Raw genomic sequence first — 25,563 nt, 5'->3', positions numbered from 1 at the left:
TCAATCCTCCTGAAGGCCCGTGGCCAAGAGTTCGGCGAGATGTACAGCCCGCCGGTCGGTCGCTTGCTCGATCTGCGTGCGGCAACTGAAGCCGTCGGCAACGATCACGGTCTCCCCGTCGGCGGCGCGCACCTTCGGCAGCAGGACGCGCTCCCCGGCCGCGATCGAGACGTCGTAGTGACCGCGTTCGAAGCCGAAGTTCCCGGCCAGCCCGCAGCAGCCGGAGTCGAGTTGCTCGCGGTCGATCCCGGCCCTCCGCATCAGCTCTGCTTCCGCATCGGATGCCAGTACGGCGTGATCATGGCAGTGCGTCTGGACCATCGCCGGTACGTCGACGTGTGGCGGCTGCCAGTCGCGCAGTACCTCGGCGAACGTCACGAACTGCTTCGAGAGTCGCCGGATGTCCTCGTCGTCGTTCAGCAACTCGGGCGCGTCCGACCGGAACACCGCGCTGCACGACGGCTCGAGCCCGACGATCGGCACCCCGGCCCGGATCGAGTCCCGCAGTACACCGACCGTCCGGCGCAGCACCCGCTTCGCGATGCCGAGCTGCCCGGTCGAGATCCACGTCAGCCCGCAGCACACCGGCCGGTCCGGCACAGTGACCTGGAAGCCGGCCGCCTCCAGGACTTCGACGGCCGCGCGTCCGATGGACGGATGGAAGAAATTCGTGAAGGTGTCCGGCCAGAGCACGACGCGCGTCCCGGCTCGGTGCGGCCGCTGTGCGAACCAGTCGGTGAAGGGCTGTTCGGCGAACCGCGGCAGCTCACGCTCCGCCGCGATCCCGCCCGCCCGCTTCAGCACCTGCGATACAACCGGGGCATGCGTTGCCGCGTTCACCGTGCGCGGTGCCCGGCGGGCCAGTTGTGCCCAGACGGGAAGCCAGCCCATCGAGTAGTGCGCCATCGGCCGCAGCCGATGCCGGTAGTGATGCGACAGGAACTCGGCCTTGTACGTCGCGACGTCCACCCCGACCGGGCAATCCACCTTGCAGCCCTTGCAGGCAAGGCAGAGATCGAGGGCGTCGCGGACCTCGGTCGAGCGCCAGCCGTCCGGGATCACCTCGCCGCGCACCATCTCGAACAACAGCCGCGACCGGCCGCGGGGCGAGTGCTCCTCCTCGCGGGTCACGAGGTACGACGGACACATCACCGCACCGTCCGCCGACGTGGACTGCCGGCATTTGCCGATGCCGACGCAGCGCATCGTCGCCTTGCTGAACTTGCCGTCGTCGTGCGGGTAGCTGAACTCGGTCGGGATCGGCGGGTGCGCGAACTCGGTGCCGAGCCGCAGGTGCGAGTCGAGCGGGTTGGGATCGACGATCTTGCCCGGGTTCATCCGGTTCCCCGGATCGAAGATCGCCTTGAGTTCGCCGAACGCGCCGACCAGCTCCGGGCCGAACATCATCGTCAGAAGCTCGCCCCGGGACTGCCCGTCGCCGTGCTCTCCGGACAACGAGCCGCCGTACCTCGTCACCAGTCCGGCGGCCTGCTGGACGAAGTCGCGATAGTGCGCGATCCCGCCCGCGGTGCGTAGCTCGAACGGGATCCGGGTGTGCACACAGCCCTGCCCGAAGTGGCCGTACAGCGACGTCTCGCTCTCGTCGTACCCGAACTCGTTCAGCAGCTCGCGAAGGTCGTGGAGATACTCGCCGAGATCGTTGGGGTGTACGGCGGAGTCCTCCCAGCCCTCCCAGTTCTCGTGCTGCGCGGCCGGGTGCGCGGTCGCGCCGAGGCCCGCCTCGCGGAGCTCGATCAGTTCTTGCTCCCGGCCAGGATCGTCCAGATAGCTGATCGTCGCGTTGCCGTCGCGGAGGTCGTCCATCAGCCGGTGCGCGGCCCGGTCCGCTTCCTCGAAGGTGTCGCCGGCGAACTGCACGGTCAGCCAGCCGCGCCCGTGCGGCAGTCGCTCGATCGCGGTGTCGACGACGTGTTCCTGGTGTTCGAGATTGACAAGGACCGCGTCGAGCCCCTCGAGCTGCCACGGCTCGTGCGGCAGGATCCGGCGTACGTCGCGGCCGGCCTCCTCCAGGGACGGATAACCCAGCACGACCATGGTCTGGTACTTCGGAACCTTCACGAGCTCGAGCTCGGCCTGCAGCACCGTCACCAGCGTGCCTTCGCTGCCGACCAGCGCCTTCGCGACGTCGAAGCCGTTCTCGGGCAGCAGGGAATCCAGGTTGTAGCCGGAGACGCGGCGCGGGATCTTCGGGTAACCGGTGCGGATCTGACCGAGATACCGGTCCCGCATTGCCGCCAGCCGGCGATAGATCCCGGCGCGCCGATCGTTGCCAGCAGCAATCTCGTCCAGTTCCGCGGGGGTCGTTGGCCCGACCCACATCCGCGTTCCGTCGTACGTCAGCACCTCGAGTCGCCGGACGTTGTCGACGGTCTTGCCGTACGCCTGCGCGCTGGCGCCGCACGAGTTGTTGCCGACCATGCCGCCGATCGTGCAGGACTGGTGGGTGGACGGCTTGGGGCCGAACATCAGGCCTTCGGAGGCCAGGTCACGGTTGAGGTCGTCGAGCGCGATCCCCGGTTCGACGACGCAGGTCCGGGCGGCGGCGTCCACGGAGACCAAGCGATTGCAGTACTTCGTCCAGTCGATCACAACCGCCGCGTTGGTGGTCTGCCCGGCCAGGCTCGTCCCGCCGCCCCGCGACAGCACCGGCACGTCGGCCCGCCGACACACCTCGATCGCGGCTACTGCCGCCGCCACCGTCCGCGGCACCACCACGCCCAGAGGGATCTGCCGGTAGTTCGACGAGTCGCACGAGTAAGCCGCCAACGACCCCGCGTCGAATCGCACCTCGCCATCGACGGCCGACGTCAGCGCACCAGCCAACCAGTGCGGCGTGCGGGGGCCATGAATCTCCACCTGCACAGCCACTACCCCACCTCCACGACTCCGCCGGTACCCGGCGCCTACCCCCGCAAACCGACGTTTCGAGCGGGCCGCCGTGGTCACTGGGGAGGGGAATCGGAGCGTTCTCGGAGGCGCGTCGTCGCCACTGCGCCAAGCAGTCACTCGCACAGTGAAGGAGATTCAGGTGGGACAGGTCGTCGTAGTGACCGGGGCGAGCGGCGGGATCGGTCGCGCGAGCGCGGTCGCGTTCGCGCGCCGCGGGGCGAAGGTCGCGCTGCTGGCGCGCGGCGAGACGGGGCTCGCGGCCGCCGTACAGGATGTCGAGCGGGCCGGCGGTACGGCGCTGCCGATCGAGGTCGACGTCGCCGACCACGAGCAGGTGGATCTTGCCGCCGCACGGGTCGAGAGGGACCTCGGCCCGATCGACGTCTGGGTGAACGTCGCCTTCAGTTCGGTTTTCGCGCCGTTCCTGGAGATCACGCCGGAGGAGTTCCAGCGGACCACGGACGTGACGTACCTCGGTTACGTGTACGGCACCCGCGCCGCGCTCACCCGGATGAAGCCGCGCAACCACGGCACGATCGTCCAGGTCGGATCGGCGCTGGCCTATCGCGGGATCCCGCTGCAGTCGGCGTACTGCGGGGCGAAACACGCGATCCAGGGCTTCCACGACTCTTTGCGCTGTGAACTGCTCCACGACAAGTCGAACGTGCACGTGACGATGGTGCAGATGCCGGCCGTGAACACGCCGCAGTTCTCCTGGGTGCTCTCACGCCTGCCCAAGCACCCGCAGCCGGTGCCGCCGATCTTCCAGCCCGAGGTCGCCGCGGACGCCGTCGTGTACGCCGCGGATCATCCGCGCCGGCGCGAGTACTGGGTCGGCGCCCCGACGGCCGCCACGCTGATCGCGAACAAGTTCGCCGCCGGGCTCCTGGACCGCTACCTGGCCCGGACCGGATACAAGGCGCAGCAGACCGACGAGCCGGCCGAGAAGCCGGCGAATCTGTGGGCCCCCGCCGACGAAGACCGCGATTACGGAGCGCACGGCGTGTTCGACGACCGGTCGACCAACCGGAGCTACCAGGTCTGGGCCTCGCGCCACCGCGGCATGGTCGGCGGCGTACTCGCCGCCGGCGCGGCCGCCGCGACCGTCTACCTCACCCGCAACCAGCGATAGCCGTAACCACCGAGCACGACGTCCGCTCCGGCCGGCTCGTACTGGCGATCCGCGAGCAGGTCGGCGCGGACGTCGTACTGCAGTTCGACATGCACCTCGTCGGCGGACAGGTTGATCAGCATCAGTACGGCGTCGTCCGCGCGCTGATGCACCAGACCGAGGACCGCACCGGCGCCGAACGACAGCGCCTCGCAGCGGCCCGGCCGCAACGGGCCCACCTCGCGCCGGCGATGGACGAGTTGCGACACCCGGCTGAGCAGCGAGCCCGGCTGGAGTTCCTGTTCCTCGACCCTCGACCACTCCATCGGCGTACGGACGGGCTGCCGCTCGGGTAGCGAGAGGTCGTCGTCCATCCCGATCTCCTCGCCGTACCGCACGATCGGAACGCCCGGCAGCGACTGCACGATCGCGTGCGCCATCGCGATCCGGCGTACGTCCTCACCGAGCATCGGAGCGAGCCGGCGGCGGATGCCCCGGCCGAAGACGCGCATGGTGTCGTCGGGTGCGAAGGCGGCCATCACCTCGTCGCGCTCGGATTCCGACAGCAGCGAGAGGTTGAGCTCGTCCTGGTTACGCAGCCAGTTGAGATACGTACAGCCGTCCGGCGGCGTCGGCTGTGCCCGGAGCGCGCGGACCAACGGCTCCGCCGAGCCCCGGGCGAGCGCGAGGAACAGCAAGTTGTTGGTCCAGAAGTCGAGGATGCCGCTCAGCCGGTCCGCGTCGCCGAAGTAGTCCAGGTACGTCGACGGCCCCTGGTCAACCTCGCCCAGCAGCGGCGCGCCGCCGGCCGCGTCCGCGAGCTCGGACAGGAACCAGAAGCCGTCGTCCCGGCTGTCGGTGACCGCGGCCTGCCGAACCATGTGCGGTACGGCATCCACCCGGAACCCGTCGACGCCGTGATCCAGCCAGTGCCGCACGATCCCCGCGATCTCCTCGCGGACCCCCGGGTGGCCCACGTCGAGATCGGGCTGATGCGTGTAGAAGGCGTGCCGGTAGTACTTCGCCGCGTGGTCGTCGTACGCCCAGATGGAGTCCTCGACGCCGGGGAACACCGGCTCTCTCACGACCTTGTCGTCGTGCGGCTCCGCGGCCCAGACGTAGAAGTCGCGGTACGGCGACGCCGGGTCGTCGCGCGCCGAGCGGAACCAGGGATGGTCGATCGAGGTGTGCTGGACGACGAGCCCGACCACGATCCGCAGGTCCAGTTGATGACACCGCTCGACCAGGTCGTCGAAGTCCGCCATGGTCCCGAACCGCTGCGACACGCCGAGGTGATCGACGATGTCGTACCCGGCGTCGCGGTACGGCGAGACGTAGAACGGCTGCAACCACAGCGTGTCCGCCCCGACCGCGCGGACGTGGTCGAGATGCCGCCGTACGCCGGCGAGCCCGCCGTCAGTTCCGGGGCCGCAGAACGTCGCCGGGTCGACCTGGTAGATCACGTGCCCGTCGAGACTCATCACGCCCTCGCGGGTACCCGGGACCCGCGCGGGCGAATCCGGGGGTGATTGGAGACCGCGGCATCGGGCACCCGATGGGTAGCCAGTCATCGGAGGTGCGTCGTGAAGATCGGATATTTCCTCTCCAGCGAGGAGTACACACCCGCCGAGCTGATCGAGCAGGCCCGAATGGCCCAGGAGGCCGGGTTCGACGCGTTGTGGATCAGCGACCATTTCCATCCCTGGAACGACGAACAGGGCCAGAGCGCGTTCGTCTGGTCGACGATCGGCGCGATCTCGCAGGTGTCCGAGCTGCCGATCACGACGGCGGCGACGTGCCCGACGGTGCGGATCCATCCGGCCGTGATCGCGCAGGCCGCCGCGACCAGCGCCGTACTGCTGAACGGGCGGTTCACACTCGGGATCGGGACCGGCGAGGCGTTGAACGAGCACGTGCTCGGATCCGTCTGGCCGACGATCGACGTACGGCTGGAGATGCTCGAGGAAGCGGTCGAGATCATGCGCCGGCTGTGGACCGAGGACGGGTTCGTCAGCCACCACGGCAAGCACTACACCGTCGACACCGCCCGGATCTACACCCGGCCGCAGCAGCCGCTGCCGATCTACATGTCCGGATTCGGGCCTGAGGCAACCGATGTCGCGGCGCGGATCGCCGACGGCTACATCACCACGACTCCGGACCGGGAGCTGCTGAAGCGGTTCCGCGACAACGGCGGCGGCACCAAGCCGGCCCAGGCCGGGTTCAAGGTCAGCTATGCGCCGACCGAGGCGGAGGGTGTCGAACAGGCCCACCGGATCTGGGGCAACTCGGGCCTGCCCGGTGAACTCGCCCAGGTGCTCCCCTCGCCCCGGCACTTCGAGCAGGCCAGCCAGCTGGTGACCAAGGAGGCCACGGCCAAGTCCGTCGCCTGCGGCCCGAAGGCGGACGACCATGTCGACGCGTTCACGCCGTACGTCGAGGCCGGCTTCGACGAGGTGTACGTCGCGAACATGGGACCGCACACCGTCGACATGATGAACCTCTACCGCACCGAGATCCTCCCCGAGCTCCGCCTCCGCAAGGAGCATTCTCATGGGTGACCACGAAGCGTGGACCACGATCGACGTCGCGCCGAACATCGTCTTCGACCGGCTTGCAGACCTCGATCGGCTGCCGCGTTACCTGCCTTGGCTGACCGAGGTCCACCTGATGGCGCCCCGCCCGGTGGAGGCCCAGGGCCCGGAGGTACGCCTGCCACACCAGGCCGTGCGCCAGGAGGTCGACATGACGGCCGGGGACGCGCACGAGGAGGGGTGGGTCGACGTCCTCGACGAGGACCGCATCCTGCGGTGGGGTACGGAAACGCAGAGTGACTATCAGGGCGAACTGGTCGTCGACTTCGTCGCCGACGGCACGTCGAAGCTCACGGTCCGCCTCCGGACCAGCCACGACGACGGCGTCGACGCCGAGCTCGGGCAGGCGCTGGCGGAGCTCAAGGCCACCCTGGAGCAGGAGAGCAGGCACCCGGAGAGCGAGCCGGAAGCCTGATCGCGGAATCGGATGGGGTCCCGGTAGCGCTCGGTGGTGCTGACAGAGGGTAGGATGGGTTCTCGATCGCACATTCAGGAGCGGTGAATTCTGAGCCGTGTTCCTGGGGGATCCTCTGGACGGCTCCGCGTGGCGTCTCGTCGGCGGGTTGATCTTCGCGCGGTCTGGCTTTCCGCCACGGCTCCGTCGTGGCATGACACAGGAGGAAACGTTGGCCCGACGAGGTCAGCGCCAGCCCGGCGCTACCCGTTCCGCTCCCCGTCGACGGCGTCGTGTCCGCGACGGCGAGTCAGACGGTCTGATCCAGGTCCTCGCACAGGCCGTGCGCGAGGTCGAAGGCGCGGTCACCCGCGGCGCGATCAAGCCGTCGACCCGGACGAAGTTCCAGGTCGTCGCCCTGCTGGTCCGCGAGGAGCGGGCCCGGGTGAACGGCGCGGAGTCCGCCACCGAGGCGTACCGCACCGAGCAGCTCCGGCGGCTCGACGGCATCGCCACGATCCTGGCGAAGACTGCTGCGATGGATCCGACGCTCCTGGGTCTGCTGGCCGAGGACGCGGTGATCTCGGAGGCGGCGGCTGCCCTCCGGCGCCAGATGCTCGAGGACGCCGGCATGGAGCTGCCGGAGGAGCCGGAGCCGGTGCAGCCGGTCGCTCCCCCGGAGACCCAGACCAGGCGAGTGGTGCCGCAGGCGGTCGTGGCCCGGCAGCTGGCCAACCCGTTCCTGGCCCCGGACTTCTCCAGCACTCCGCCGCGCCCGGTGCATGCCAGCCGGCTGGCGGGCTGGGAGCTCATCGGGCCGTTGCTGCGATCGTTCGAGCACGCCGGTGCCGCGGCGAGCATGAAGCTGCCCGACCCGACCTCCCTCCAGCTGACCGGCGGCATCGACGCGCTGCGACTGCGCGGTCTCGAGCTGATGCCGCACCAGGCCGGCGTGATCGCCGCCGCGGCCGCCGGCCACCGGACCTTCCTCCTCGCCGACGAGCCGGGTCTCGGCAAGACCGCCCAGGCTCTGCTCGCCGCCCAGGCTGCCGAGGCCTACCCGCTGCTCGCCGTCGTCCCGAACGTCGTGAAGACGAACTGGGCGCGCGAGGCCAACCTATGGACCCCACGCCGTACGCCGACCGTCATCCACGGCGACGGTGACACGATCGACGGCTTCGCCGACATCGTCGTGGTCAACTACGAGGTCCTCGACCGGCACGTCGGCTGGCTCGGCGACCTCGGCTTCCGCGGCATGGTCGTCGACGAGGCGCACTTCATCAAGAACAAGAAGTCACAGCGGTCACGCAACGTGCTGGAGTTGTCGAACCGGATCCGCAACCGCACGGTCCGGCCGCTGCTGATGGCCCTGACCGGTACGCCGCTGATCAACTCGATCGAGGACTTCACCGCGATCTGGGAGTACCTCGGCTGGATCGACGAGAAGGCGCCGCGGGCCGAGCTGATGGAGAAGCTCGACGACACCGATCTGACCCCGGCCGACCCGGGCTTCTCCGCCGCCGCGCGGGCGAGCGTGATCGACATGGGTATCGTCCGCCGCCGCAAGGTGGACGTGGCCGCGGACATCCCGGCCCGCCGGATCGCCGACCTGCCGGTCGAGCTGGACGGCGCCGTCGGCCGCTCGATCCGGGCCGCCGAGCGCGAGCTCGCCGACCGGCTCGTCGCCCGCTACAACACCGCGCTCGAAACCCGCCGTTCCGGCATCGTCGTGGACGGGATCGACCACGACCTGGTCCGCCAGGTGGCCGGCTGGGAGCGCACGGAGATGGCGGCCAAGAAGACCGGCGAGAACGTGTTCAGCCTGTTCCGCCGGATCGGTCAGGCCAAGGCCGGCCTGGCCGCGGACTACGCGGCCCAGCTGGCACAGAACGTCGGCAAGGTGGTCTTCTTCGCCCGCCACATCGAGGTGATGGACGCCGCCGAGGAGCTGTTCGCCGAGCGCGGCATCCAGTTCTCGTCGATCCGCGGCGACCAGACCGCGCGGACCCGGCAGAAGAACATCGATGCGTTCGTGAAGGATCCCGAGGTGTCGATCGCGGTCTGCTCGCTGCTGACCGCGGGCGTCGGCCTGAACCTGCAGGTCGCCTCGAACGTCGTCCTCGCCGAGCTGTCCTGGACGAACGCCGAGCAGACGCAGGCGATCGACCGGGTGCACCGGATCGGCCAGGACGAGCCGGTCACCGCCTGGCGGATCATCGCCGCGCAGACGATCGACACCCGCATCGCCGACCTGATCGACGCCAAGGCCGGCCTGGCCGCCAAGGCACTGGACGGGTCCGACGAGGAGGTAGGCGCCTCCGCCGACTTCCAGCTCGAGGCCCTCGCCGCCCTCCTCACCCAGGCCCTGGAAGCTGCTGCCTGAGCTAGCCTGACGCGTTCCCGGCGACGGTGATCTCCACACAGCACTCACCGCCGTCGGGATCGAGCACCGCCTGCACCGTCCTCGCCTGCAGGCCGGACAGCAGACCGGTCAGGAACGCGTGGTTGATACCGCAGACCGCCTCCGGCTGCTCCTGCGCCAGCGGGTGGAACGGGCAACTGTGCAGCCGCACGCAGTCCGGCCGTGGACGCACCGGCTCGAAGCCGGCCCGCAACAAAGTTGCCTCTGACAACGTCAGGGCCCGCTCGGCACTCAGCCGGCCGGGGCGGGTCCGGGCGCGTTCGTCCGCGGCCACCCGCTCACCGCGCCGGAAGGCCGCGCGCCGGGCCGACTCCATTGGACTGCCCTGGTCGTCGCTCAGCGCCCCGTCGAGCAGGATCTCGGCGAGCAGATCCGGCTGCCGCGGCGGGATCGACACCCTCAGGTCGGCAGCGACCGGCTCGTAGAGCTTCGGTGCCCGCCCGACCTTCCGCAGTCGCCCCGGGTGGTCGAAGCTCGCGCGCAGCAGCCCGGCCTCGACCAGCCGCTCCAGATGGAACGCGGCCAGCTTCCGCGAGATCCCGGCCTCGGCGGCCGCCTCGTCCCGGCTGACCGGCCGCCCGGCCCGCCGGCAGAACTCGAACATCCGGCGCCGGGACGGGTCGCTGAGCGACGCCACCGCCTCGATCTCCCGATCGTTCACCTGCTCAACATAACGGAAATGTCCGTCGGTGCGAAGCGAGATCTTGACCGTACGCCGTTAATAAGACCAAACTCAATTGGTGAAAAGGAGGCTCGATGTCCGAACGGCAGACGGCGGCGAAACACCCCGTCAGCGGCCTGCTCACCGGGCCGTACGGGCACCCGTTCCACCCGATCCTGGTGACGGTTCCGATCGGCGCCTGGGTGGCGAGCTTCGTGTTCGACCTCGGTTCACGCGCGGCGCCGGACGCGTCGTACCTGGTGAAGTCGTCGGTCTGGCTGATCGTGATCGGCATCGTCGGCGCGCTGGCCGCCGCGAGCGTCGGCCTGCTCGACTTCTTCACGATCCCGTCCGGCACACCGGCGTTCCGGGTCGGGTTGATCCATCTGGTTCTCAACGTCGCGATCACGGCGGCCTACGCCGGCAACGCGCTGTGGCGCCGCGGCGACGACGACCAGGTCGCGATCGGGCCGATCGTACTGTCGGCCGTCAGTTTGGCAGCCCTGGCGGTATCGGGCTATCTCGGGGGCAAGCTGGCGTTCCGGTACGGCGTCCGCGTGGTCGAGGAACGCGACCAGGCCGAAGGATTCGAACCGAGGAGCTGACATGGGTATCGCAGCACTCATCACCTGGCTGATCACCGCGCTCGGCGGGTTCTACCTGCTGTTCGCGTGGATCAGCAAGGGCGGTCCGAAGAAGCCCAGCACGAGCCGCTTCCGGCCCGCACTGATCTTCAGCCACTTCGCCCTGGCCGCGATCGGGCTCGTGCTGTGGATCGTCTACGTGATCGTCGACAACGACACGCTGGCCTGGATCGCGTTCGTCCTGCTGGTTCCGGTGGCTCTGCTCGGTCTGGCCATGTTCCGCCGGTGGTTGCCGACGTACCGGACCCGGACCGCGGCCGCCGCGGACGCTCCTGCCGAGGGACACTTCCCGGTCGCGATCGTCGGCGGGCACGGGTTGTTCGCCGTGGTCACCGTCGTACTGGTCCTGCTGACCGCGCTAGAGGTCGGCGGGAGCTGAGGTCAGCTCGCCCACCGGCAGCTCGACATCGACCTTGTTGGTTGCCGGGGCGAGTGGGCAGGTCCATTCGGGGCTGTAGGCGCAGGACGGGTTGTACGCGAAGTTCAGGTCGACGACGAGCCGGCCGGCGCGCAGATCGCCGCCCAGGTCCGCGCCCTTGACGGTGTCGATCAGATAGCGGCCGCCGCCGTACGTCGACCTGCCGGCGAGCGCGTCCTTCAGCGGGACGAAGATGCCGCCGCCGTACGACTCGAGCCACCACACGTCGAGGTCCCCGACCGCCGGCAGGTGCAGGACGCCGATCAGCGAGAACGGGATCACGCCGTCGGTGGCCGACTCGAACTCCCACCGGTCCCGTTTCACGTCCGTGTCGATCGCCGCGTCGAACCTGAACTCAGGCCGGTACTCCCCCACCGGCGCGCCGCCGTACGTCGCACGTTCGTCTTCTGGCACCGGTGAAGCGGGATGATGCATGAGCAGGTCGTCCCGCCCGGCTCGCCACAGCGCGTGGGCCGCGGCCGGATCGCTCTCGGCGCGGACGGATTGGTAGAGCGCAAACACGCGCCGGCGCCAATCGGCGACAGCCAGTGCGGGTGCGGCGAATTCCACGATGTCTCCAGTCAGCTGTTGAGGGCTTCGGCGGACTTCGCCCAATTGCCGTGCAGGCGGTCCAGGTACGACTGGGCTTGCGAGCCGGCCTTGCGGCCGCGGGCGAAGATCCGCATGTTGCCGCCGCCGGCGTTGTAGCCGAGGGCAAGCAATTCGTCCTTCGTGTAGAGGTCCGCGCGCTTGCTCGGCAGCCGTTTCGCCAGGTCGTGCAGGTGCCAGGCGGCCGCCTCGATCGCGAGCGCGGGATTGTCCGGCAGCTCCTCCCACTTCCGCTTGGCGAAGTCGCGCCCGCGCTTGGTCTCATCGAACGCCGGGCGGTGCATGTTCGCGATCCCGAACGCCGGGTCCGAGTCGACCTCGGCCCACTGGCGTTCGAACTTCGGGTCGTGCGGCTTGTAGTCCTCGTTGTACAAGATTGCCATCAGCAACTGTGGGTTGATCCCCGCCTGCTGCGCGTAACGACGGACCTCGGGAGCGAACCGGGCCGGATCGTAGTCGTCGTACCACGGCTTCGTGGTCGTCGCTGTGTTCGTCGTTGTGGTGGGCGTCGGCTTCGGCTTCGTGGCCGCCGGCTGGGTCTTCGGCGTGGAGGCGGTCTTGGTGCCGTTGTCCGAGCAGGCCGCCCACACCCCCACCAGAAGAACCCCGACCGCCACCCATGACCAGCGTTTCGCCACCTGCACGCCCCCAATTTAGCCGTACGGCGAAGTCCGGGTGTCCAAGGAACGCAACTTTTGCACCAACTCGGGCAGAACGGCGCCGAGGCGGGCAGAAGGGCCGCATGATGTGTCCACGGCAGCCGGGTGGTCCGGAGGGGGGCCACCCTCTGCCGTCTTAGTGGAGGACGACGTAAATGACGCTGATCGACCCGACCGAGGAGAGCGCCGCCTCGGCGTTCGCCCATCTTGCGGTCGAGTTGCACGACGCCACCGGGGTCGAGGAGACCATCGACGCAGTCGTCCAGTTCGCTCTCCAGGCGCTCAGGTGCACCTACGCCGGCATCGCCCTGACTGCCCGCGGTTCGCGGCCGGAGATCGCTGCGGTGACCGACCCGGTGGTCGCCGAGGTCTACGAACTCCAGCTCGGCAAGCAGAACGGGCCGCTGGTGACCGCGATGCGGGAACGGCGGCCGGTGCTGATCCGGGACACGCTCGCCGACGTTCGCTGGCCGGAGTGGGCCGCGAAGGTCGCGACCCTCGGCGTCCGCAGCGTTCTCGACGTACCGCTGGCCACCAGCCGGACGGTCGGCGTGCTCGGGCTGTACAGCCCGGATCCGGACGCGTTCGCGGCCGATGACGAAGCGGTCGCGCACATCCTGGCCCGGCATGCCTCGGTCGCGCTGGCGTCCGCCCGCCATGAGGAGACCATGGCGCAGGCGATCGACGCCCGGAAGCTCGTCGGGCAGGCGATGGGCATCCTGATGGAACGCTTCGACATCGACGGCGACCGGGCCTTCGCCGTACTGAAGCGCTACTCGCAGGACACCAACACCAAGCTGCGGGACGTCGCGCAACAGCTCATCGACACCCGCAAGCTGCCTTAGCGCGCCAGCGTGGTGCTGGGCAGCTCGCCGTACTGCTCGAGGTACGCCGCTGCCATCCGGCCGTGATGGTGGAAGCCCCAACGGACCGCGATCTCGGCGACGGTGCGCTCGGCCGGATCCGCGGCCAGCAACTCCGAACGGACCTCGGCCAACCGGAGCCGGCGGAGCTCGGCGAGCGGCGTCGCGCCGACGTGCCGCTGGAACGCCGTCTGCACCGCCCGGACGGTGACACCGGCCGCGGCCGCGATGTCGCCGATCGTGATGGCCTGGTCGAGGTTCAGCTCCATGAAGGCCACCGCCCGCCGGACGGTGCTGGGCCGCGGGTCGGCGCTGTCGCGTTCGGCCATCGCGGTGTTCGGGAAGGCCGCAAGCACACTCGAGGCGAGCAACTGCGAGACCGACGCGCGCACCAACGCCGAGGCGTGTACGGCGGGGTCGGACAGCTGATCACCGAGGTAGGCGATCGTCCTGGACAGCTGACGCGCAGCCGGGCGTGAGTACGGCCGGTGAGACAGGAGGCGGACCGGCGAATCATCCTTCCGGCCGGCGCCCGCGACGCGGGTGAGCAGCGCCGGGTCGAACATCGTGATGCTGTACGACGACCGGCAGACCTTGCCGGAGAACGGTCGCTCCGGAGGGGCGAACGAGACCAGGTCCCCTGGGCGGAACTCGTCCTTCCAGCCGTCGGTGGCGTGGTCCTCGATGCTGCCGGAGACCACCTCGCACAGGCAGATCTTGCCGAGCGGGTCGGCGTCGTAGCTCATCTCGAAACCGATCTCGAGCCGGTCGATGCTGATCGAGTCCGCGGCGGCCCGGGAGATCCGGGTGCTCGCGTCCTTCGCGGTGCCGCCGATCTGCATCTTGGTGTAGGCCCGGTTGAGGAACTCCTCGGTCCTCGCCAGGTCCCGGCTCTCGAATCGCAGGGAATCCATCGCCCCATAGTGCACGGCACCATGGACACCGCACCACTCACGTGTGGCCCCCGCTTCGGTGAGAAACGGAGGCCACACGTTTGCTTCAAACGGGTGTTACCTGCCCTGGAGGACGTCGAACAGATGCGTGTGGTCGTTGGTGCCGAGAACCGCCTCGGCGCCCGGGCCGTTGGCCCAGACCGGGACGACCGCACCGGTGTGCTGCTGGCTCGGCGGCACGGCCACCGGGGCCTTGCCGTCGCCGCCGAAACCGGCGGTGCCGTAGGTCAGGGTCAGCGTCTGGCCGTCCTTGGTGGTCAGGTTGGTCGACCAGCCGGTCGGCAGACCCGAGCCGGAGGCGTCCTCGCCGACGATCTGGCTGGTGTGCGCGTGGTCCGCGGTGACAACGACCAGCGTGTCCGGGTGCGTCTTCTGGTAGTTCAGCGCGACACCGATCGCCCGGTCGAACGCGACAGTCTCACCGATCTGGCCGCAGGCGTTGGTGGCGTGGTCCTGCTTGTCGATCGAGGCGCCCTCGACCTGCAGGAAGAAGCCCTTCTTGTTCTCCAGCAGGCTGATCGCCTTCGACGTCATGTCCGACAGGCTCGGCTCGTTCGACGGGCGCTGGTTCTCCTTGCAGGACTGCGCCGCGTTGCCCTTGCCGAGGGACGCGGTCGGGCCGCTCCACTCCAGCGACATGTTGCTGCTGTTGAACAGGCCGAGCACAGGCTTGCCGGCGTTGACCGACTTCAGACCGGCGGCGTCCGTGACGTACTGGATGCCCTTCGCCTTGGCCTGGTCGACGACGGTCTTCCCGGCGTACGGACCGCCGGCGATCTTCTGCTCGAACCGGGCGCGACCGCCGCCGAGCAGTACGTCGACCTTGTGGTCGACCTCCTGCTCCGCGATCGAGCCGAGGCCGCCGGCCGCCTTGGTCTCCTTGGGGCAGGCGGTCATGTCGGCCGGGCCCGGGCACCCGCGCAGCGACATGTGCGAGGCGAGCACCGCCGGCGTGGCGTCGGTGATCTCGGCGGTGGAGACGTCGCCGACCTTGAGGCCGCGCTTCTGCGCCAACTCCAGGACGGTCTGGTAGTTCGTGCCCGGGACGTTGTCGGCGCTGCTCGGACCCTGCGAGATCCGCTCGTCGATCGTCTTCTTGCCGGTCGCCCAGCTCGAGCCGGTGGAGGCCGAGTCGGGGTCGTAGTCCGGCTTGTACGGCGGCTTGGCGGCGGGCTTCACCGACCAGGTCGTGTCGAAGCCGGTGTAGCGGGCCCGGTCGACGTTGAGCTTGTTCTGGACGCCCTGGTAGTAGCGCGCCGCGGTGATCTCCTGGGTGCCCATACCGTCACCGAGGAAGAAGATCACGTTCTTCGGCCCGCGCTGGGGCTGGTGCGACGCGGACTCGGCAGCTGAGTCGTCGCCGCGGGCCGTGTCGAACGCCCCGCTGGCGGCGGCCGAGGCCATTCCTGCCGCAGCAATCACCGAGGCCGCCGCGAAGGCGGCCACGAATGCCTTTTTCCTGATCATTCCGGGCCTTTCTGGTAGGTCAAGACAGCTGGAACCTAGGGGTCGCCACCGGACGTGAGGTGGCCAGGACGTGACCACCAGATGACGCCACCTGGCGTACAGCTGAGAGGACGCTGAGTGGCGACGGGATCGGAAAGCGCTTGCTAGAGTGGCCTGGTGATCTATGAGCTGAACCACGTCGGCGGCCCGGTGCGGGATCTCGAGGCGAGCTTGTCGTTCTACGACGGTCTCGGCGCGGAGGTGGTCGACCGGTTGTTCATGTCGAACTCACGCGTTCACCGGGTGCATATCCAGATCGCCACCGGCCTGGTCGAGCTGCTCCACCCCGAGCAGTCCGACCCGGACGCGACGTACGGGCTCAACCATGTCGGCTTCATGACCGACGACCTCGACGGCGACTATGCGCGGCTGATCGCGCTCGGGTACGGCGAGATCTCGTCGCCCCGGGTCGCGGGCAGCGGCCAGGGCCGGCTCGCGTTCCTGTCCGATCCGAACGGCGTACGGGTCGAGCTGCTGCAGCGCTCGGAGGAGTTCCGCGTGCCGCCGATCACCGCCGGTCCGGTGCACGGTCTGTCGTACGTCGCCGTGGCCGCGCCCGATCTCGACGCGGCGATCGAGTTCTACGGCACTCAGCTCGGCATGGAACGCGTCGCCGATGACACGTTCCGGATCGGCGCCGACGCGGTCAAACTCGTGCCGGACGCCGCGTCCTCCATCGACCACCTCGGCCTGACCGCCGCGGAGCCCGGCGCCGACACGCAGGACCCGGACGGCAACCGCGTCGTGTTCCTGCCCGCCGCCTAACCGCGCGCGACCCGCTCGACAGTCTGCTCGACAGCCCGCTCAACGATTCCCCTCGGCGACTCGCTCGACGACTCGCTCGACGACCGGGCGCCACGACTCGAGCGGCGCGACCTCGAGGCCGACGACCTTCCCGGCATCGTCGGCCCGCCGCAAGGCGACCGCTGCGGCGAACTCAGGATCGCCCCGGAAGGCCCGGATCTGGTCCTCTGACAGCGCGCCACCCTGGGCGACCAACGTACGGCGACTCGACGCGGACAACCGCTCGGCGTGAACCGCGTCCGTCGCCACCAGGTACCGCTTGGCGACCACGTGCAGCTCGACGAGCCGCGCGACCCGCTCCCCCAGCAAACCTCGTACTGCGTCCGCGCCGTGCCGGCCATGACCCGCATCGTCGCCCGGCCGCAGCAGGTGCCCGATGTCGTGCACGAGCCCCGCGACCTGCAACTCCTCGTCGTCCGGGAAGTCGCGGCGCAACAGCTCGGCGCATTGGCGGTCGTGATCGAGGATGTCCACCGGATCGCCGCTCCGGTCGGGCATGTCCCATGCGTCCTCGCAGTCCCCGAGCAGGTTCATCAGGTCATCGACGGTTCTGATCGACATGCCGTGGAGCGTAGGCAACCCAGGTGAACGGCCGCCCTTAGCCTTGGGCAATGTTCGACTACGACGCGGAGATGCGGTTCTATCGCTCGCGGTTTCGCGACGCGTGCGGCGTACGCGACGGGGATCGGGTGCTCGACGTCGGTTGCGGCGGTGGGCAGACCACGCGGGACGCTGCGGCTGATGCCGGGCGAGGCAGTGTGCTTGGTGTCGACGTCTCGGAGCGGATGCTCGAGCACGCCCGCAGCCAGCCGGTGCGGAACGTCGACTATCTGCTGGCCGACGCCGCGACGCACGAGTTCGAGCCGGAGTCCTTCGACGTGTGCATCAGCCGGTTCGGCGTGATGTTCTTCGATGATTTGGTTGGTGCGTTCACCAATCTGCGGCGTGCGCTGCGTCCGGGTGGCCGGCTGGTTGTGCTGGTCTGGCAGCCGCGTGCGGAGAACGAGTGGGCGCGGGTGATTCCGGAAGCCATCGGCGGGACGTTCCGTGACGAGTCGGCGTTCGCGCTCGGTGCCGAGGACACGACGCGGGACATTCTGACGTCCGCAGGGTTCGCTGCACCGACCTTCACCGCGGTCCATGAGCCACTGTTCTACGGGGCCGACGTCGAGGCGGCGTACGCGAATGTCCTCCGGCTTCGGGAGCCTCAGTCGCTTCTCGCAGAGCTCGACCCAGCCGCTGCCGAGCGGGCGGAGGCGGCTCTGCGCGCGACGCTCGCTGCGCACGACACGGGCGACGGCGTCCTCTTCGATTCGGCTGCATGGATCATCGCGGCCGAGTGACGGGCGTCACATCCTGACGTGTCGCATCCACCGGGCCCTGCTCGACGCACAGGCATAACCAACCGAACAAGGAGCATCTGATGCGTACTCTCATCACCACCGCGTTCGTCTCTCTCGATGGTGTCGTCGAGGGTCCCGGCGGCGAGCCGGGCTACCGGAACTCGGGCTGGACGTTCAAGGACATCCCGTTCGACGAGGCGGCGTACGAGCTCAAGGGCACCGAGCAGGACGAGGCGACCGCACTGCTGCTCGGCCGGATCAGCTACCAGTCGTTCGCGCCGGTCTGGCCGGGGATGACGGTCGAGTTCGCCGGCTACAACGCGATGCCGAAGTACGTCGTATCGACCACGCTGCAGGACAGCGACCTGGTGACGAACTGGGGCGAGACCACCATCCTGCGCTCACTCGACGACGTCGCCGCGCTGAAGGAGACCGAGGGCGGCCCGATCATCGTCAACGGCAGCGCCACCCTCAACCGCAACCTGTCCGACGCCGGCCTCATCGACCGCTACCACCTTCTCGTCTTCCCGGTCCTCCTCGGCGCCGGCAAACGCCTCTTCAGCGACGCCGACCGCGACAAGCAGCCCCTCACCCTCACGGACAGCGCCTCCTACCCCAACGGCATCCAGAAACTCGTCTACACCGTGAACCACTGACCTCTGTACTACGGTTCACGGATGACGACCCCTGAGGATTACCTGCGGCGGGCTGACTCGGTGCTTGGTGGGGTGATCGATCAAGTTGTCGGGGCACTGGGGGTGCTGTTGTCGGAGAGCCGGGACACCGGCGTTCCGGATCTGCCGGGTGAGCATTACGGCGTGCTGGTGCGGGCGATCGTCGGGCAGAACATCTCGAATGTGGCCGCTCAGGCGATCTTCCGGCGGATTGTCGAGCGGTACGGCGGGCGTACGCCGACGCCGGAGGAGTTGCTGGCCGACGAACCGGACGCGCTGCGGACCGCGGTGGGGTTGTCCCATGCGAAGACTGCCTCGTTGCGGTCGCTCGCGGAGCATGTGATCTCGGGTGAGCTGGAGCTGGAGCGGCTGCCGGACCTTCCGGATGACGAGGTGGTCGCTCAGCTCACCGCGATCAAAGGGATCGGGCGATGGACGGCGGAGATCTTCCTGATCTTCCACCTGCTTCGGCCGGATGTGCTCGCGGTCGGCGACCTCGAGATCCGGCGGACCATCGAGGCGGCGTACAAGCTGCCGGTGCTGCCCAAGCCCGCCGAGGTCGAGAAGTTGGGGCAGGCGTGGCGGCCGCAGCGGACGCTGGCCGGGATGTACCTCTGGCGCTGGCGGGCGGTCCAGCGCGGCGAGGCATGATGTGTGCGTGAGGGACATCGTCGCGCTCGCTCGCGAATGGCTGGGGTACGAGTCGCTGCGGCCGGGGCAGGAGGACGCCGTTCGAGCGGTGCTCGACGGGCGGGACACGTTGGCCGTGCTCGCCACCGGGACCGGCAAGACGGCGATCTATCAGCTCGCGGGCCTGGCTCTCGGCGGGGTGACTGTGGTCGTCAGCCCGCTGGTGGCGTTGCAGCGCGATCAGTTGCGGGCCCTGGCGAAGCATCCTGCCGGAGTCGAGGTTGCCGAGCTGAACGCGACCGATCGCGCCGGCGGGCGTGCGGCTCGTGAGCTGCTCATGGACGGGCGGCCGGGGTTCGTGCTGATGTCGCCGGAGCAGTTGACGCATGCCGATGTACTGGAACTGCTGGCCAAGTCCCGGCCTCGGTTGGTCGCGGTGGACGAGGCGCATCTGGTCAGCGAGTGGGGCGAGGACTTCCGGCCCGACTACCTCCGGCTGGCGGCCGCGATCAAGGCGATGGGACGGCCTCCGGTGCTCGCGCTGACCGCGACGGCCGCCCCGCCGGTCCGCAAGCAGATCGCGCATCGCCTCGAGCTGGACGATCCGGCGGTCGTGGTCGGCGGATTCGACCGGCCGAACCTCAACCTGGCCGTGTTCGCGTTCGCCGACGACGACACCAAGAACCGCCGGCTGCTCAGTCATGTCCGGTCGTCCCGCGGCCCGGGCATCGTGTACGTCGCCACGCACCGCCACGCCGAGGAGCTCGCGTCGGATCTCAACACCGCGGGCGTATCCGCGCATCCGTACCACGCCGGGCTGTCGGCCAAGCAGCGCCGCGAGGTCCAGGACACGTTTCTCGCCGGTGACTGCCGCGTCGTCGTGGCCACGATCGCGTTCGGGATGGGGATCGACAAGCCCGACATCCGCTGGGTCAGTCACGCCGAGGCACCGGCCTCGATCGACGCCTACTACCAGGAGATCGGCCGCGCGGGCCGCGACGGCGAACCGGCCGATATCGAGCTGTTCTTCCGGCACGCCGACCTCGGCCTGAACCGTTTCTTCGCCTCCGGCGGCGTCACTGACGAGGACCTCCTCGCGGTCGCGACCGCCATCCACGAGCACCGGCCCGCGAACATCGCCGAGCTCACCGCCGCGACCCAGCTCAGCGCAGCTCGCGTCGAGCGTGCGCTCGGCCGGCTCACCGACGCCCGGGTCGTTGCCATCGGCCACCAGTTCCACCTGGCCCGCCGCGTCGACGTCGACAAGGCCGTCGCGGCCGCGTCCGCGGTCGAGCACGACCGGCGCGAGGTAGCGCGGTCCCGAGTCGAGATGATGTCGACGTACGCGGAGTACGGCGGCTGCCGGCGCGAGTGGCTGCTGAGCTATTTCGGCGAGCACTACGAGGGCCCGTGCGGCAACTGCGACAACGATCTGGCCGGACGGACGGCGGCGCCGCCCGAGGAGGAGCCGTTCCCGATCGGCAGCCGCGTCAGGCACCGGACGTTCGGCGCCGGTCTGGTCGAGCACTACGACGGTACGACGATGACCGTCCTGTTCGACCGCGTCGGCTACAAGGAACTCCGTACTGCGTTCATGATCCACAACCAGCTGTTGGTGGCCGAATGATCGACGTCCGTCCGGCCACTGTCTTCGAGGACGTCCGCGCGGTCATCGGCCCCAAGTCGCCGACCTCGACGGTCTGCTTCTGCCTGAGCTACCGCATCCCGTCCAAGCTGAACAACACGCTGAAGGGCCAAGCGCGCGCCGACTACGTCGCGGAGCTATGCAAGCAGCGGCCCGCGCCCGGAGTCCTCGCGTACGACGGGGACACCCCGGTCGGCTGGGCCGCGATCGCGCCGCGCGCGACGACGACCTTCGCCCGCAACCGGAAGATCCCGCACGTCGACGACCTCCCGGTGTGGTCGCTCTGGTGCATCCGGGTCCGGCCGGGTCATCGCGGTCAGGGCATCTCCCACGCCCTGATCGCCGGCGCCGTCGACTTCGCCCGTGCGAACGACGCCCCGGTCGTCGAGGCCTATCCCCTGGACAACGGCGACAGCAAGGTCGACCTGACGATGGCGTACGCCGGCATCCGCAAGAACTTCGAACGGGCCGGCTTCACCAAGTCCGCCGACACCACCTCCACCCTGGCCGGCCACCCCCGCATCCTGATGCGCCTCGTCATCCACTGAGCGCGAACGACAGCAGCGTGATGCTGTGGGGCGGGAACTCGTAGGTCGGCTCCGGCAGCTCCAGCACGCCGAGGTCGCGGAGTACGACGGCGTCCGGGTTGCTCAGCGTGTTGGAAGCGAGCACATCGTCCGCAGTTAGCTGCTTCACGGTGGCCCGCGCCGGCAGGGTGTCTCGACGACCGTCGAGGGTCAAGTCGGCGCGGATCGCCGTGTCCCGGTGGCGGTTGATGACGGCGAGCTGGAGCGCGCGGCCGTCTGTCGTCGCGGAGACGTCCAGGTCGGGAACGGTCGCCGGGCGGCTGCGGAAGTCGCCTCGGCGGTCGCGCTCGTCGCCTTGACGTACTGCGGCGAACCGGCCGGGCGAACGTACGTCGGCAGCGACCGCGATCGGGCCGAGGTGGTTCTGGTACAGATCCCACACGTGGTACGTCGCCGCTCGCACGACACCACCCGGCCGGGCGACGATCACGCCGTTGGCGTTGAGCAGGTTGACGGTGTTGGCCATCGTGACTGGGATCTCACGACCGGCGGCGCGATGCAGCGCGTGGAAGACACCGGCGTAGAACAGCGCGTCGGCGAGGGTGCGCGGGCTCCACCGGTTGACCCGATCCGCCGGGTACGTCGGCAGGCCGTCCACCTCACGCGCCACGATCCCGCCGTCGTCCGAGGGGCGCGGGACGGGCCAGCTCGCGGGTTCGACGTGGCGGATGTTCCACTCGTCCAGCGCGAGACCGATCGGACGTCGTGCGACGTCGGCGACCAGGTCGGAGTACTCGACGATCTGCTGCTCGAAATAGAGCGACTGGGCAACGATCTCGTCGTACTCCGCCGCGCCGTCGACCAGCTGGGTCGTCGCGCCGTAGAGGTGGAACGACAGGTAGTCGATCTGGTTGCCGATGGCATCGAGCACGATCCTGGTCCACTGCTGGTCAGGATTTCCGACGGCAACGAGCTTCAGGCCGGGATCGACGGCTCGCATGAAGCGGGCGTGCTCGGCGGCGTCGGCGGCGTACGCCTCGGCGGTCCGGTGGCCCATCTGCCAGTCGCCGTACACTTCGTTGCCCAGACCCCAGTACTTCACGCCGTACGGCTCGCGCCCGCGTTTGCGGGTGTACTCCGTGTCGCCGCTGTAGTTCGTGTACTCGACCCAGCGCACAGCCTCGTCGACATCGCGGCAACTGTGTGCGAGGTACGGCTCGGTGCCGACCTCGGCGCACCAGGTCAGGAACTCGTCGGTCCCGAAGCGGTTGTCCTCCTCCGAGCCCCACGCCAGCTCGAGCCGTCGCGGGCGTGCCGCGCGCGGGCCGATCCCGTCCTCCCAGTGGTACGCCGACGTGAAGTTGCCGCCGGGCCAACGCACGACCGGGAGCCCGAGCTCCTGGCAGAGCTTGATCACATCCGTCCGCAGGCCGCTGCGTACGTCGTCGCCGCCGTAGGCCAGTGGCGAGCCCTCGTCGAAGACGCCGCCCTGGATGTTGCCGAAGAAGGCGGACTCCAGGAAGTGGCCGTAGATCATCGGATCGATCGAGTGACGCTGGTCGCGGCGGATGTTGATCTCGGTGGGCTGGGTCACGACGGGCCGGGTCACGACGGGCTGGGTCACGGGCGAGGTGCCTCCTGATCGAGTGCGCTGAGCGCGGTGTCGTAGCTCTTGCCGCCGACCTCGAACATCGACGTCATCCAGTGGTAGAAGTTGTCGCCACGGTCCCGGAGTACGTCGTACAGGCGGGTCGTCAGCTCACGGCGTACTGCGGCGAGCTCGGGATGCTGGTAGCGGTTGTGGAGCTCGTCCGGATCGGTCGAGAGGTCGTACAGCTCGTTGACGTCGGCCGGGTTGACGACGAGCTTGTAGCGGTCGGTGCGGATCATCCGCTGCGGGTACGGGAAGTGGTGGCCGTGGAATTCGGCGACCACCTCGGTCGGCCAGTCGTCCGGTCGCTCACCCTTGATCAATGGCAGCAGCGAGCGCCCTTGGTAGTGCGCAAGCGGTACGACGTCGGCCAACTCCAGGAACGTCGGCGTCAGGTCGGTCAGGGTCGCGAAGGAGTCCTCAACGCGCCCGGCCGGTAGACCGGGGACCTTGGCGATCAGCGGGACGCGATAGATGTCGTCGTACATCGCCGGGCCCTTGTCGTGCAGGCGATGCGCGCCGGTGAACTCGCCGTGGTCTGCGGTGAACAGTACGGCGGTGTCGTCGGTGAGGCCGAGTTCGTCGACGACTGCGAGGATGCGGCCGATCTGCTCGTCGATGAGCGTGACGTAGCCCCAGTACGCCGCGACGAGTTCACGCCAGCGGTCCGGGCCGATGCTGTCGTACGTCCAGTGCGACGAGTAGTGCTGCTGGACGCGTGGTTTGCCGGCGAACGTCTCGGCTACGGAGGCGGGGAGCTCGACGCGGGCGGCGTCGTACCGGAAGTAGTAGGCCTGGGGCAGCAGGTACGGAAGGTGGGGGCCGAACCAGTTGCAGGTGAGGTAGAACGGACGGCCGTCGGCGGCGAAGCGGCGGAGTTGCGCGATGGTGCGCTCAGCGAGGAAGTACTCGAACGTCGCTCCCACGGGCTGCTCGAGGATGCCGGCGAGAAGGTTGCCCGGTTCACCGTTTGCGAAGGTGCCGCGGACCGGGTTGCGGACGCTGAAGTGCGGATACCCATGCTCGGCCAGGTAGCTGAGGTAGTCGGGGTGATCGACGGCGTTGCCCCAGCCGGGGTAGTGCTCGCCGTCGTAGCCGAAGTCGCGTGGGCCTTTGTCCTTGCCGACGTGCCACTTGCCGACGTGGCCCAGTTGGTAGTCGGCGAGGTAGTGGGAGAAGACAGGGAAGGTGTCGTCGAGTTCTTCGCGGTAGCCGACGTTGCGTTCGTAGTTCGCGAGCAGCGTGTGCCGGTACGGGAGTACGCCGGTTTGCAGCGTGGCGCGGGCCGGCGTACAGATCGCTGTCGGGGTGAAGCCGTTGGTGAAGTGGGTGCCGGCCGCGGCGAGCGCGTCGAGGTGCGGGGTCTCGCAGATTTGGTTGCCGTAGCACCCTAATGTGTCGACGCGGTGCTGGTCGGTCATCAGGAACAGGATGTTCTTCGCCACTCGGCCTCCTCGGGTGGGTTGGTGAGCACGAGGGCGATCCCGCCGCGAGCGGCCGCGTCGTACCCGAGCTCTGCTGGCTTGACGCGCAGCGAGTGGTGGACCTGTGTGTGGGTGTAATCGCGAAGCGCCCGTCGGAGCGGACGCAATAGGGCGACGCCGGTCAGCTCCCCGCCGATGACAACCAGCTCGGGGTTGACCGTGTTGCACGCGGCCGCCAGGACCTCGCCTGTCCGGGTTGCGACGTCTGCGATCGCGTCCGGGGTGAGGTTGTCGAAGCCGCCGTACTCGTCGAGGAGGTTCGAGAGATGCAGTTCGAGACACCCGCGACCGCCACACGAGCATCGCGGTCCGTCCCGGTCCACGCTGATATGCCCCAACTCACCGGCCGCTCCCCCAGCCCCCGCCAGCAGGCGACCGCCAAGCACAAGCCCACCACCCACGCCGTACGAGAGGCGCAGATACAGCACGCTCCCCATCCCGGCCCCCGCACCCCAAGTAGCCTCCGCGAGCGCCGCCAGCCGAGTGTTGTTGTCCACAAACACCGGTACGCCGAACCGTGCGGCAAGGCTGTCACGCACCACGCCGGCCCGGTCGGACGGTACTGGGCCCACGATGCCTACTCCAAGTCCGGCGAGTGAGGTCAGCGAGATCTCGTACCGGTTCGTCAGCTCGTCGACCAGGTCGACCGCGAGCTTGACCCGCTGCGTCCAAGGCGTCCGTTCCGCACAGGCGATCCCGTCGGACGCGACAATCTCGTGTGCGACGTTGGCCACCGTCACCTGGATCCGCCGGTGCCCCAGGTCCATCCCCACCGCGAGCCCGCCCGCCGGGTTCAGCGTCAGCACCGAAACCGGCCGCCCCCGCCCACGTACCTCGGCAGCGTCCTCCAGGCCCGCCTCGGTGACCGCCTGCTTGGCGAGGAGGGTTTGGACAATCGAGGACAGGGTCGCGCGGGACAGGCTCGTCCGGTCGGCCAGCTGGGCTCGGGTCAGCGGCCCTTGGTTGCGCAGGGCGGTGAGGACCCGGTCTTCGTGTGTCTCGCGGAGGAGCCGGAGCGGGCCGGAGGGCTTGGTTCCCACGGCATCGACTCTGGACGGTGT

The 25,563-nt window shown here is 69.0% G+C and carries 24 protein-coding genes; 13 read left to right on the top strand and 11 right to left on the bottom strand.

The genetic code is table 11. The features are described from left to right. Window positions 1–2,889, bottom strand: coding sequence for an FAD-linked oxidase C-terminal domain-containing protein (locus AB0J62_RS24710; protein WP_363875494.1), 2,889 nt, complete (start codon window positions 2,887–2,889; stop codon window positions 1–3). A 160-nt stretch (window positions 2,890–3,049) separates the two neighbouring features. Here AB0J62_RS24710 and AB0J62_RS24705 point away from each other — a divergent pair, with 160 nt between their 5' ends. Next, window positions 3,050–4,042: an SDR family oxidoreductase gene (locus AB0J62_RS24705; protein WP_363875491.1), complete on the top strand. Its 993-nt coding sequence runs from the start codon at window positions 3,050–3,052 to the stop codon at window positions 4,040–4,042. Here AB0J62_RS24705 and AB0J62_RS24700 read toward each other — a convergent pair. After that, a complete protein-coding gene (locus AB0J62_RS24700; protein ID WP_363875488.1) occupies window positions 4,018–5,502 on the bottom strand; it encodes an alpha-amylase family glycosyl hydrolase in 1,485 nt (494 codons plus the stop codon). The two genes, AB0J62_RS24705 and AB0J62_RS24700, sit on opposite strands and share 25 nt — an antisense overlap. A gap of 102 nt (window positions 5,503–5,604) precedes the next feature. Between AB0J62_RS24700 and AB0J62_RS24695 the strand changes: the two genes are divergently transcribed. The 3 genes from AB0J62_RS24695 to AB0J62_RS24685 all read left to right on the top strand — a co-directional run bounded on the left by AB0J62_RS24695 (window position 5,605) and on the right by AB0J62_RS24685 (window position 9,392). Continuing rightward, window positions 5,605–6,582: a TIGR03557 family F420-dependent LLM class oxidoreductase gene (locus AB0J62_RS24695; RefSeq protein WP_363875484.1), complete on the top strand. Its 978-nt coding sequence runs from the start codon at window positions 5,605–5,607 to the stop codon at window positions 6,580–6,582. Beyond that, window positions 6,575–7,030 (top strand): SRPBCC family protein, encoded by a 456-nt coding sequence (locus AB0J62_RS24690; protein ID WP_363875481.1) that lies wholly within the window; start codon window positions 6,575–6,577, stop codon window positions 7,028–7,030. Before AB0J62_RS24695 ends, AB0J62_RS24690 begins: the two co-directional genes overlap by 8 nt. Before the next feature lie 193 nt (window positions 7,031–7,223). Further along, on the top strand, window positions 7,224–9,392 hold the full coding sequence (locus tag AB0J62_RS24685; RefSeq protein ID WP_363875478.1) for a DEAD/DEAH box helicase: 2,169 nt from the start codon (window positions 7,224–7,226) through the stop codon (window positions 9,390–9,392). Between the two features lies 1 nt (window position 9,393). On the opposite strand, the gene AB0J62_RS24680 is transcribed toward AB0J62_RS24685, so the two are convergent. Then, entirely contained in the window at window positions 9,394–10,092 is a 699-nt protein-coding gene (locus AB0J62_RS24680; RefSeq protein WP_363875475.1) for a helix-turn-helix domain-containing protein, read from the bottom strand. Window positions 10,093–10,187: 95 nt separating this feature from the next. On the opposite strand from AB0J62_RS24680, the gene AB0J62_RS24675 reads away from it, so the two are divergent. Together AB0J62_RS24675 and AB0J62_RS24670 are read left to right on the top strand one after the other, a co-directional pair. Next, on the top strand, window positions 10,188–10,697 hold the full coding sequence (locus AB0J62_RS24675) for a DUF2231 domain-containing protein (RefSeq protein WP_363875472.1): 510 nt from the start codon (window positions 10,188–10,190) through the stop codon (window positions 10,695–10,697). Between the two features lies 1 nt (window position 10,698). Next, window positions 10,699–11,115 carry a hypothetical protein gene (locus AB0J62_RS24670; protein WP_363875469.1) on the top strand — a complete coding sequence of 139 codons (417 nt, stop codon included), beginning with the start codon at window positions 10,699–10,701 and terminating at the stop codon, window positions 11,113–11,115. On the opposite strand, the gene AB0J62_RS24665 is transcribed toward AB0J62_RS24670, so the two are convergent. Then, entirely contained in the window at window positions 11,095–11,724 is a 630-nt protein-coding gene (locus AB0J62_RS24665; protein ID WP_363875466.1) for a DUF1684 domain-containing protein, read from the bottom strand. The two genes, AB0J62_RS24670 and AB0J62_RS24665, sit on opposite strands and share 21 nt — an antisense overlap. Window positions 11,725–11,735: 11 nt before the next feature. Further along, complete coding sequence (locus AB0J62_RS24660) at window positions 11,736–12,407, bottom strand: transglycosylase SLT domain-containing protein (protein WP_363875462.1); 672 nt, start codon at window positions 12,405–12,407, stop codon at window positions 11,736–11,738. A 170-nt stretch (window positions 12,408–12,577) separates the two neighbouring features. Between AB0J62_RS24660 and AB0J62_RS24655 the strand changes: the two genes are divergently transcribed. Then, a complete protein-coding gene (locus tag AB0J62_RS24655; protein ID WP_363875459.1) occupies window positions 12,578–13,267 on the top strand; it encodes a GAF and ANTAR domain-containing protein in 690 nt (229 codons plus the stop codon). Here the strand turns inward: AB0J62_RS24655 and AB0J62_RS24650 are convergent. Next, window positions 13,264–14,199, bottom strand: a complete 936-nt coding sequence (locus tag AB0J62_RS24650) for a helix-turn-helix domain-containing protein (RefSeq protein WP_363875456.1) — start codon at window positions 14,197–14,199, stop codon at window positions 13,264–13,266. The two genes, AB0J62_RS24655 and AB0J62_RS24650, sit on opposite strands and share 4 nt — an antisense overlap. A gap of 96 nt (window positions 14,200–14,295) precedes the next feature. Continuing rightward, window positions 14,296–15,684, bottom strand: coding sequence for an alkaline phosphatase (locus AB0J62_RS24645; RefSeq protein ID WP_363875453.1), 1,389 nt, complete (start codon window positions 15,682–15,684; stop codon window positions 14,296–14,298). A 177-nt stretch (window positions 15,685–15,861) separates the two neighbouring features. Between AB0J62_RS24645 and AB0J62_RS24640 the strand changes: the two genes are divergently transcribed. Further along, window positions 15,862–16,509 (top strand): VOC family protein, encoded by a 648-nt coding sequence (locus AB0J62_RS24640; RefSeq protein WP_363875450.1) that lies wholly within the window; start codon window positions 15,862–15,864, stop codon window positions 16,507–16,509. Between the two features lie 39 nt (window positions 16,510–16,548). On the opposite strand, the gene AB0J62_RS24635 is transcribed toward AB0J62_RS24640, so the two are convergent. Beyond that, window positions 16,549–17,109: an HD domain-containing protein gene (locus tag AB0J62_RS24635; RefSeq protein ID WP_363875447.1), complete on the bottom strand. Its 561-nt coding sequence runs from the start codon at window positions 17,107–17,109 to the stop codon at window positions 16,549–16,551. 50 nt (window positions 17,110–17,159) lie between these two features. On the opposite strand from AB0J62_RS24635, the gene AB0J62_RS24630 reads away from it, so the two are divergent. The 5 genes from AB0J62_RS24630 (at window position 17,160) to AB0J62_RS24610 (ending at window position 21,388) form a co-directional block, all read left to right on the top strand. Next, window positions 17,160–17,891 (top strand): class I SAM-dependent methyltransferase, encoded by a 732-nt coding sequence (locus AB0J62_RS24630; protein ID WP_363875444.1) that lies wholly within the window; start codon window positions 17,160–17,162, stop codon window positions 17,889–17,891. An 80-nt stretch (window positions 17,892–17,971) separates the two neighbouring features. After that, a complete protein-coding gene (locus AB0J62_RS24625; protein ID WP_363875441.1) occupies window positions 17,972–18,547 on the top strand; it encodes a dihydrofolate reductase family protein in 576 nt (191 codons plus the stop codon). Between the two features lie 21 nt (window positions 18,548–18,568). Continuing rightward, window positions 18,569–19,216, top strand: a complete 648-nt coding sequence (locus AB0J62_RS24620; RefSeq protein ID WP_363875438.1) for a hypothetical protein — start codon at window positions 18,569–18,571, stop codon at window positions 19,214–19,216. A 7-nt stretch (window positions 19,217–19,223) separates the two neighbouring features. Further along, entirely contained in the window at window positions 19,224–20,822 is a 1,599-nt protein-coding gene (locus AB0J62_RS24615) for a RecQ family ATP-dependent DNA helicase (RefSeq protein WP_363875435.1), read from the top strand. Continuing rightward, complete coding sequence (locus tag AB0J62_RS24610; RefSeq protein WP_363875432.1) at window positions 20,819–21,388, top strand: GNAT family N-acetyltransferase; 570 nt, start codon at window positions 20,819–20,821, stop codon at window positions 21,386–21,388. Before AB0J62_RS24615 ends, AB0J62_RS24610 begins: the two co-directional genes overlap by 4 nt. On the opposite strand, the gene AB0J62_RS24605 is transcribed toward AB0J62_RS24610, so the two are convergent. The 3 genes from AB0J62_RS24605 to AB0J62_RS24595 are packed head-to-tail and all read right to left on the bottom strand — an operon-like array spanning window position 21,378 to window position 25,542. Next, window positions 21,378–22,991: an alpha-L-arabinofuranosidase C-terminal domain-containing protein gene (locus AB0J62_RS24605; protein WP_363875429.1), complete on the bottom strand. Its 1,614-nt coding sequence runs from the start codon at window positions 22,989–22,991 to the stop codon at window positions 21,378–21,380. The genes AB0J62_RS24610 and AB0J62_RS24605 overlap by 11 nt on opposite strands. Then, window positions 22,988–24,463: a sulfatase-like hydrolase/transferase gene (locus AB0J62_RS24600; protein WP_363875426.1), complete on the bottom strand. Its 1,476-nt coding sequence runs from the start codon at window positions 24,461–24,463 to the stop codon at window positions 22,988–22,990. Before AB0J62_RS24600 ends, AB0J62_RS24605 begins: the two co-directional genes overlap by 4 nt. Further along, on the bottom strand, window positions 24,439–25,542 hold the full coding sequence (locus tag AB0J62_RS24595) for an ROK family transcriptional regulator (RefSeq protein WP_363875423.1): 1,104 nt from the start codon (window positions 25,540–25,542) through the stop codon (window positions 24,439–24,441). Before AB0J62_RS24595 ends, AB0J62_RS24600 begins: the two co-directional genes overlap by 25 nt. Between the last annotated feature and the right edge of the window lie 21 nt (window positions 25,543–25,563).

Origin of the sequence: Kribbella sp. NPDC049584 (assembly GCF_040675555.1) — a bacterium.
Taxonomy (GTDB): Bacteria; Actinomycetota; Actinomycetes; order Propionibacteriales; family Kribbellaceae; genus Kribbella.
The sequence above is the reverse complement of the archived record's forward strand: the minus strand, read 5'-3'. Positions and strand labels throughout refer to the sequence as shown.

Coding starts and splice junctions, on each gene's coding strand:
- AB0J62_RS24675 (WP_363875472.1), top strand. CDS start 10,188: ATGTCCGAACGGCAGACGGCGGCGAAACACCCCGTCAGCGGCCTGCTC.
- AB0J62_RS24635 (WP_363875447.1), bottom strand. CDS start 17,109: ATGTCGATCAGAACCGTCGATGACCTGATGAACCTGCTCGGGGACTGC.
- AB0J62_RS24670 (WP_363875469.1), top strand. CDS start 10,699: ATGGGTATCGCAGCACTCATCACCTGGCTGATCACCGCGCTCGGCGGG.
- AB0J62_RS24625 (WP_363875441.1), top strand. CDS start 17,972: ATGCGTACTCTCATCACCACCGCGTTCGTCTCTCTCGATGGTGTCGTC.
- AB0J62_RS24620 (WP_363875438.1), top strand. CDS start 18,569: ATGACGACCCCTGAGGATTACCTGCGGCGGGCTGACTCGGTGCTTGGT.
- AB0J62_RS24630 (WP_363875444.1), top strand. CDS start 17,160: ATGTTCGACTACGACGCGGAGATGCGGTTCTATCGCTCGCGGTTTCGC.
- AB0J62_RS24685 (WP_363875478.1), top strand. CDS start 7,224: ATGACACAGGAGGAAACGTTGGCCCGACGAGGTCAGCGCCAGCCCGGC.
- AB0J62_RS24690 (WP_363875481.1), top strand. CDS start 6,575: ATGGGTGACCACGAAGCGTGGACCACGATCGACGTCGCGCCGAACATC.
- AB0J62_RS24650 (WP_363875456.1), bottom strand. CDS start 14,199: ATGGATTCCCTGCGATTCGAGAGCCGGGACCTGGCGAGGACCGAGGAG.
- AB0J62_RS24655 (WP_363875459.1), top strand. CDS start 12,578: ATGACGCTGATCGACCCGACCGAGGAGAGCGCCGCCTCGGCGTTCGCC.
- AB0J62_RS24700 (WP_363875488.1), bottom strand. CDS start 5,502: ATGAGTCTCGACGGGCACGTGATCTACCAGGTCGACCCGGCGACGTTC.
- AB0J62_RS24610 (WP_363875432.1), top strand. CDS start 20,819: ATGATCGACGTCCGTCCGGCCACTGTCTTCGAGGACGTCCGCGCGGTC.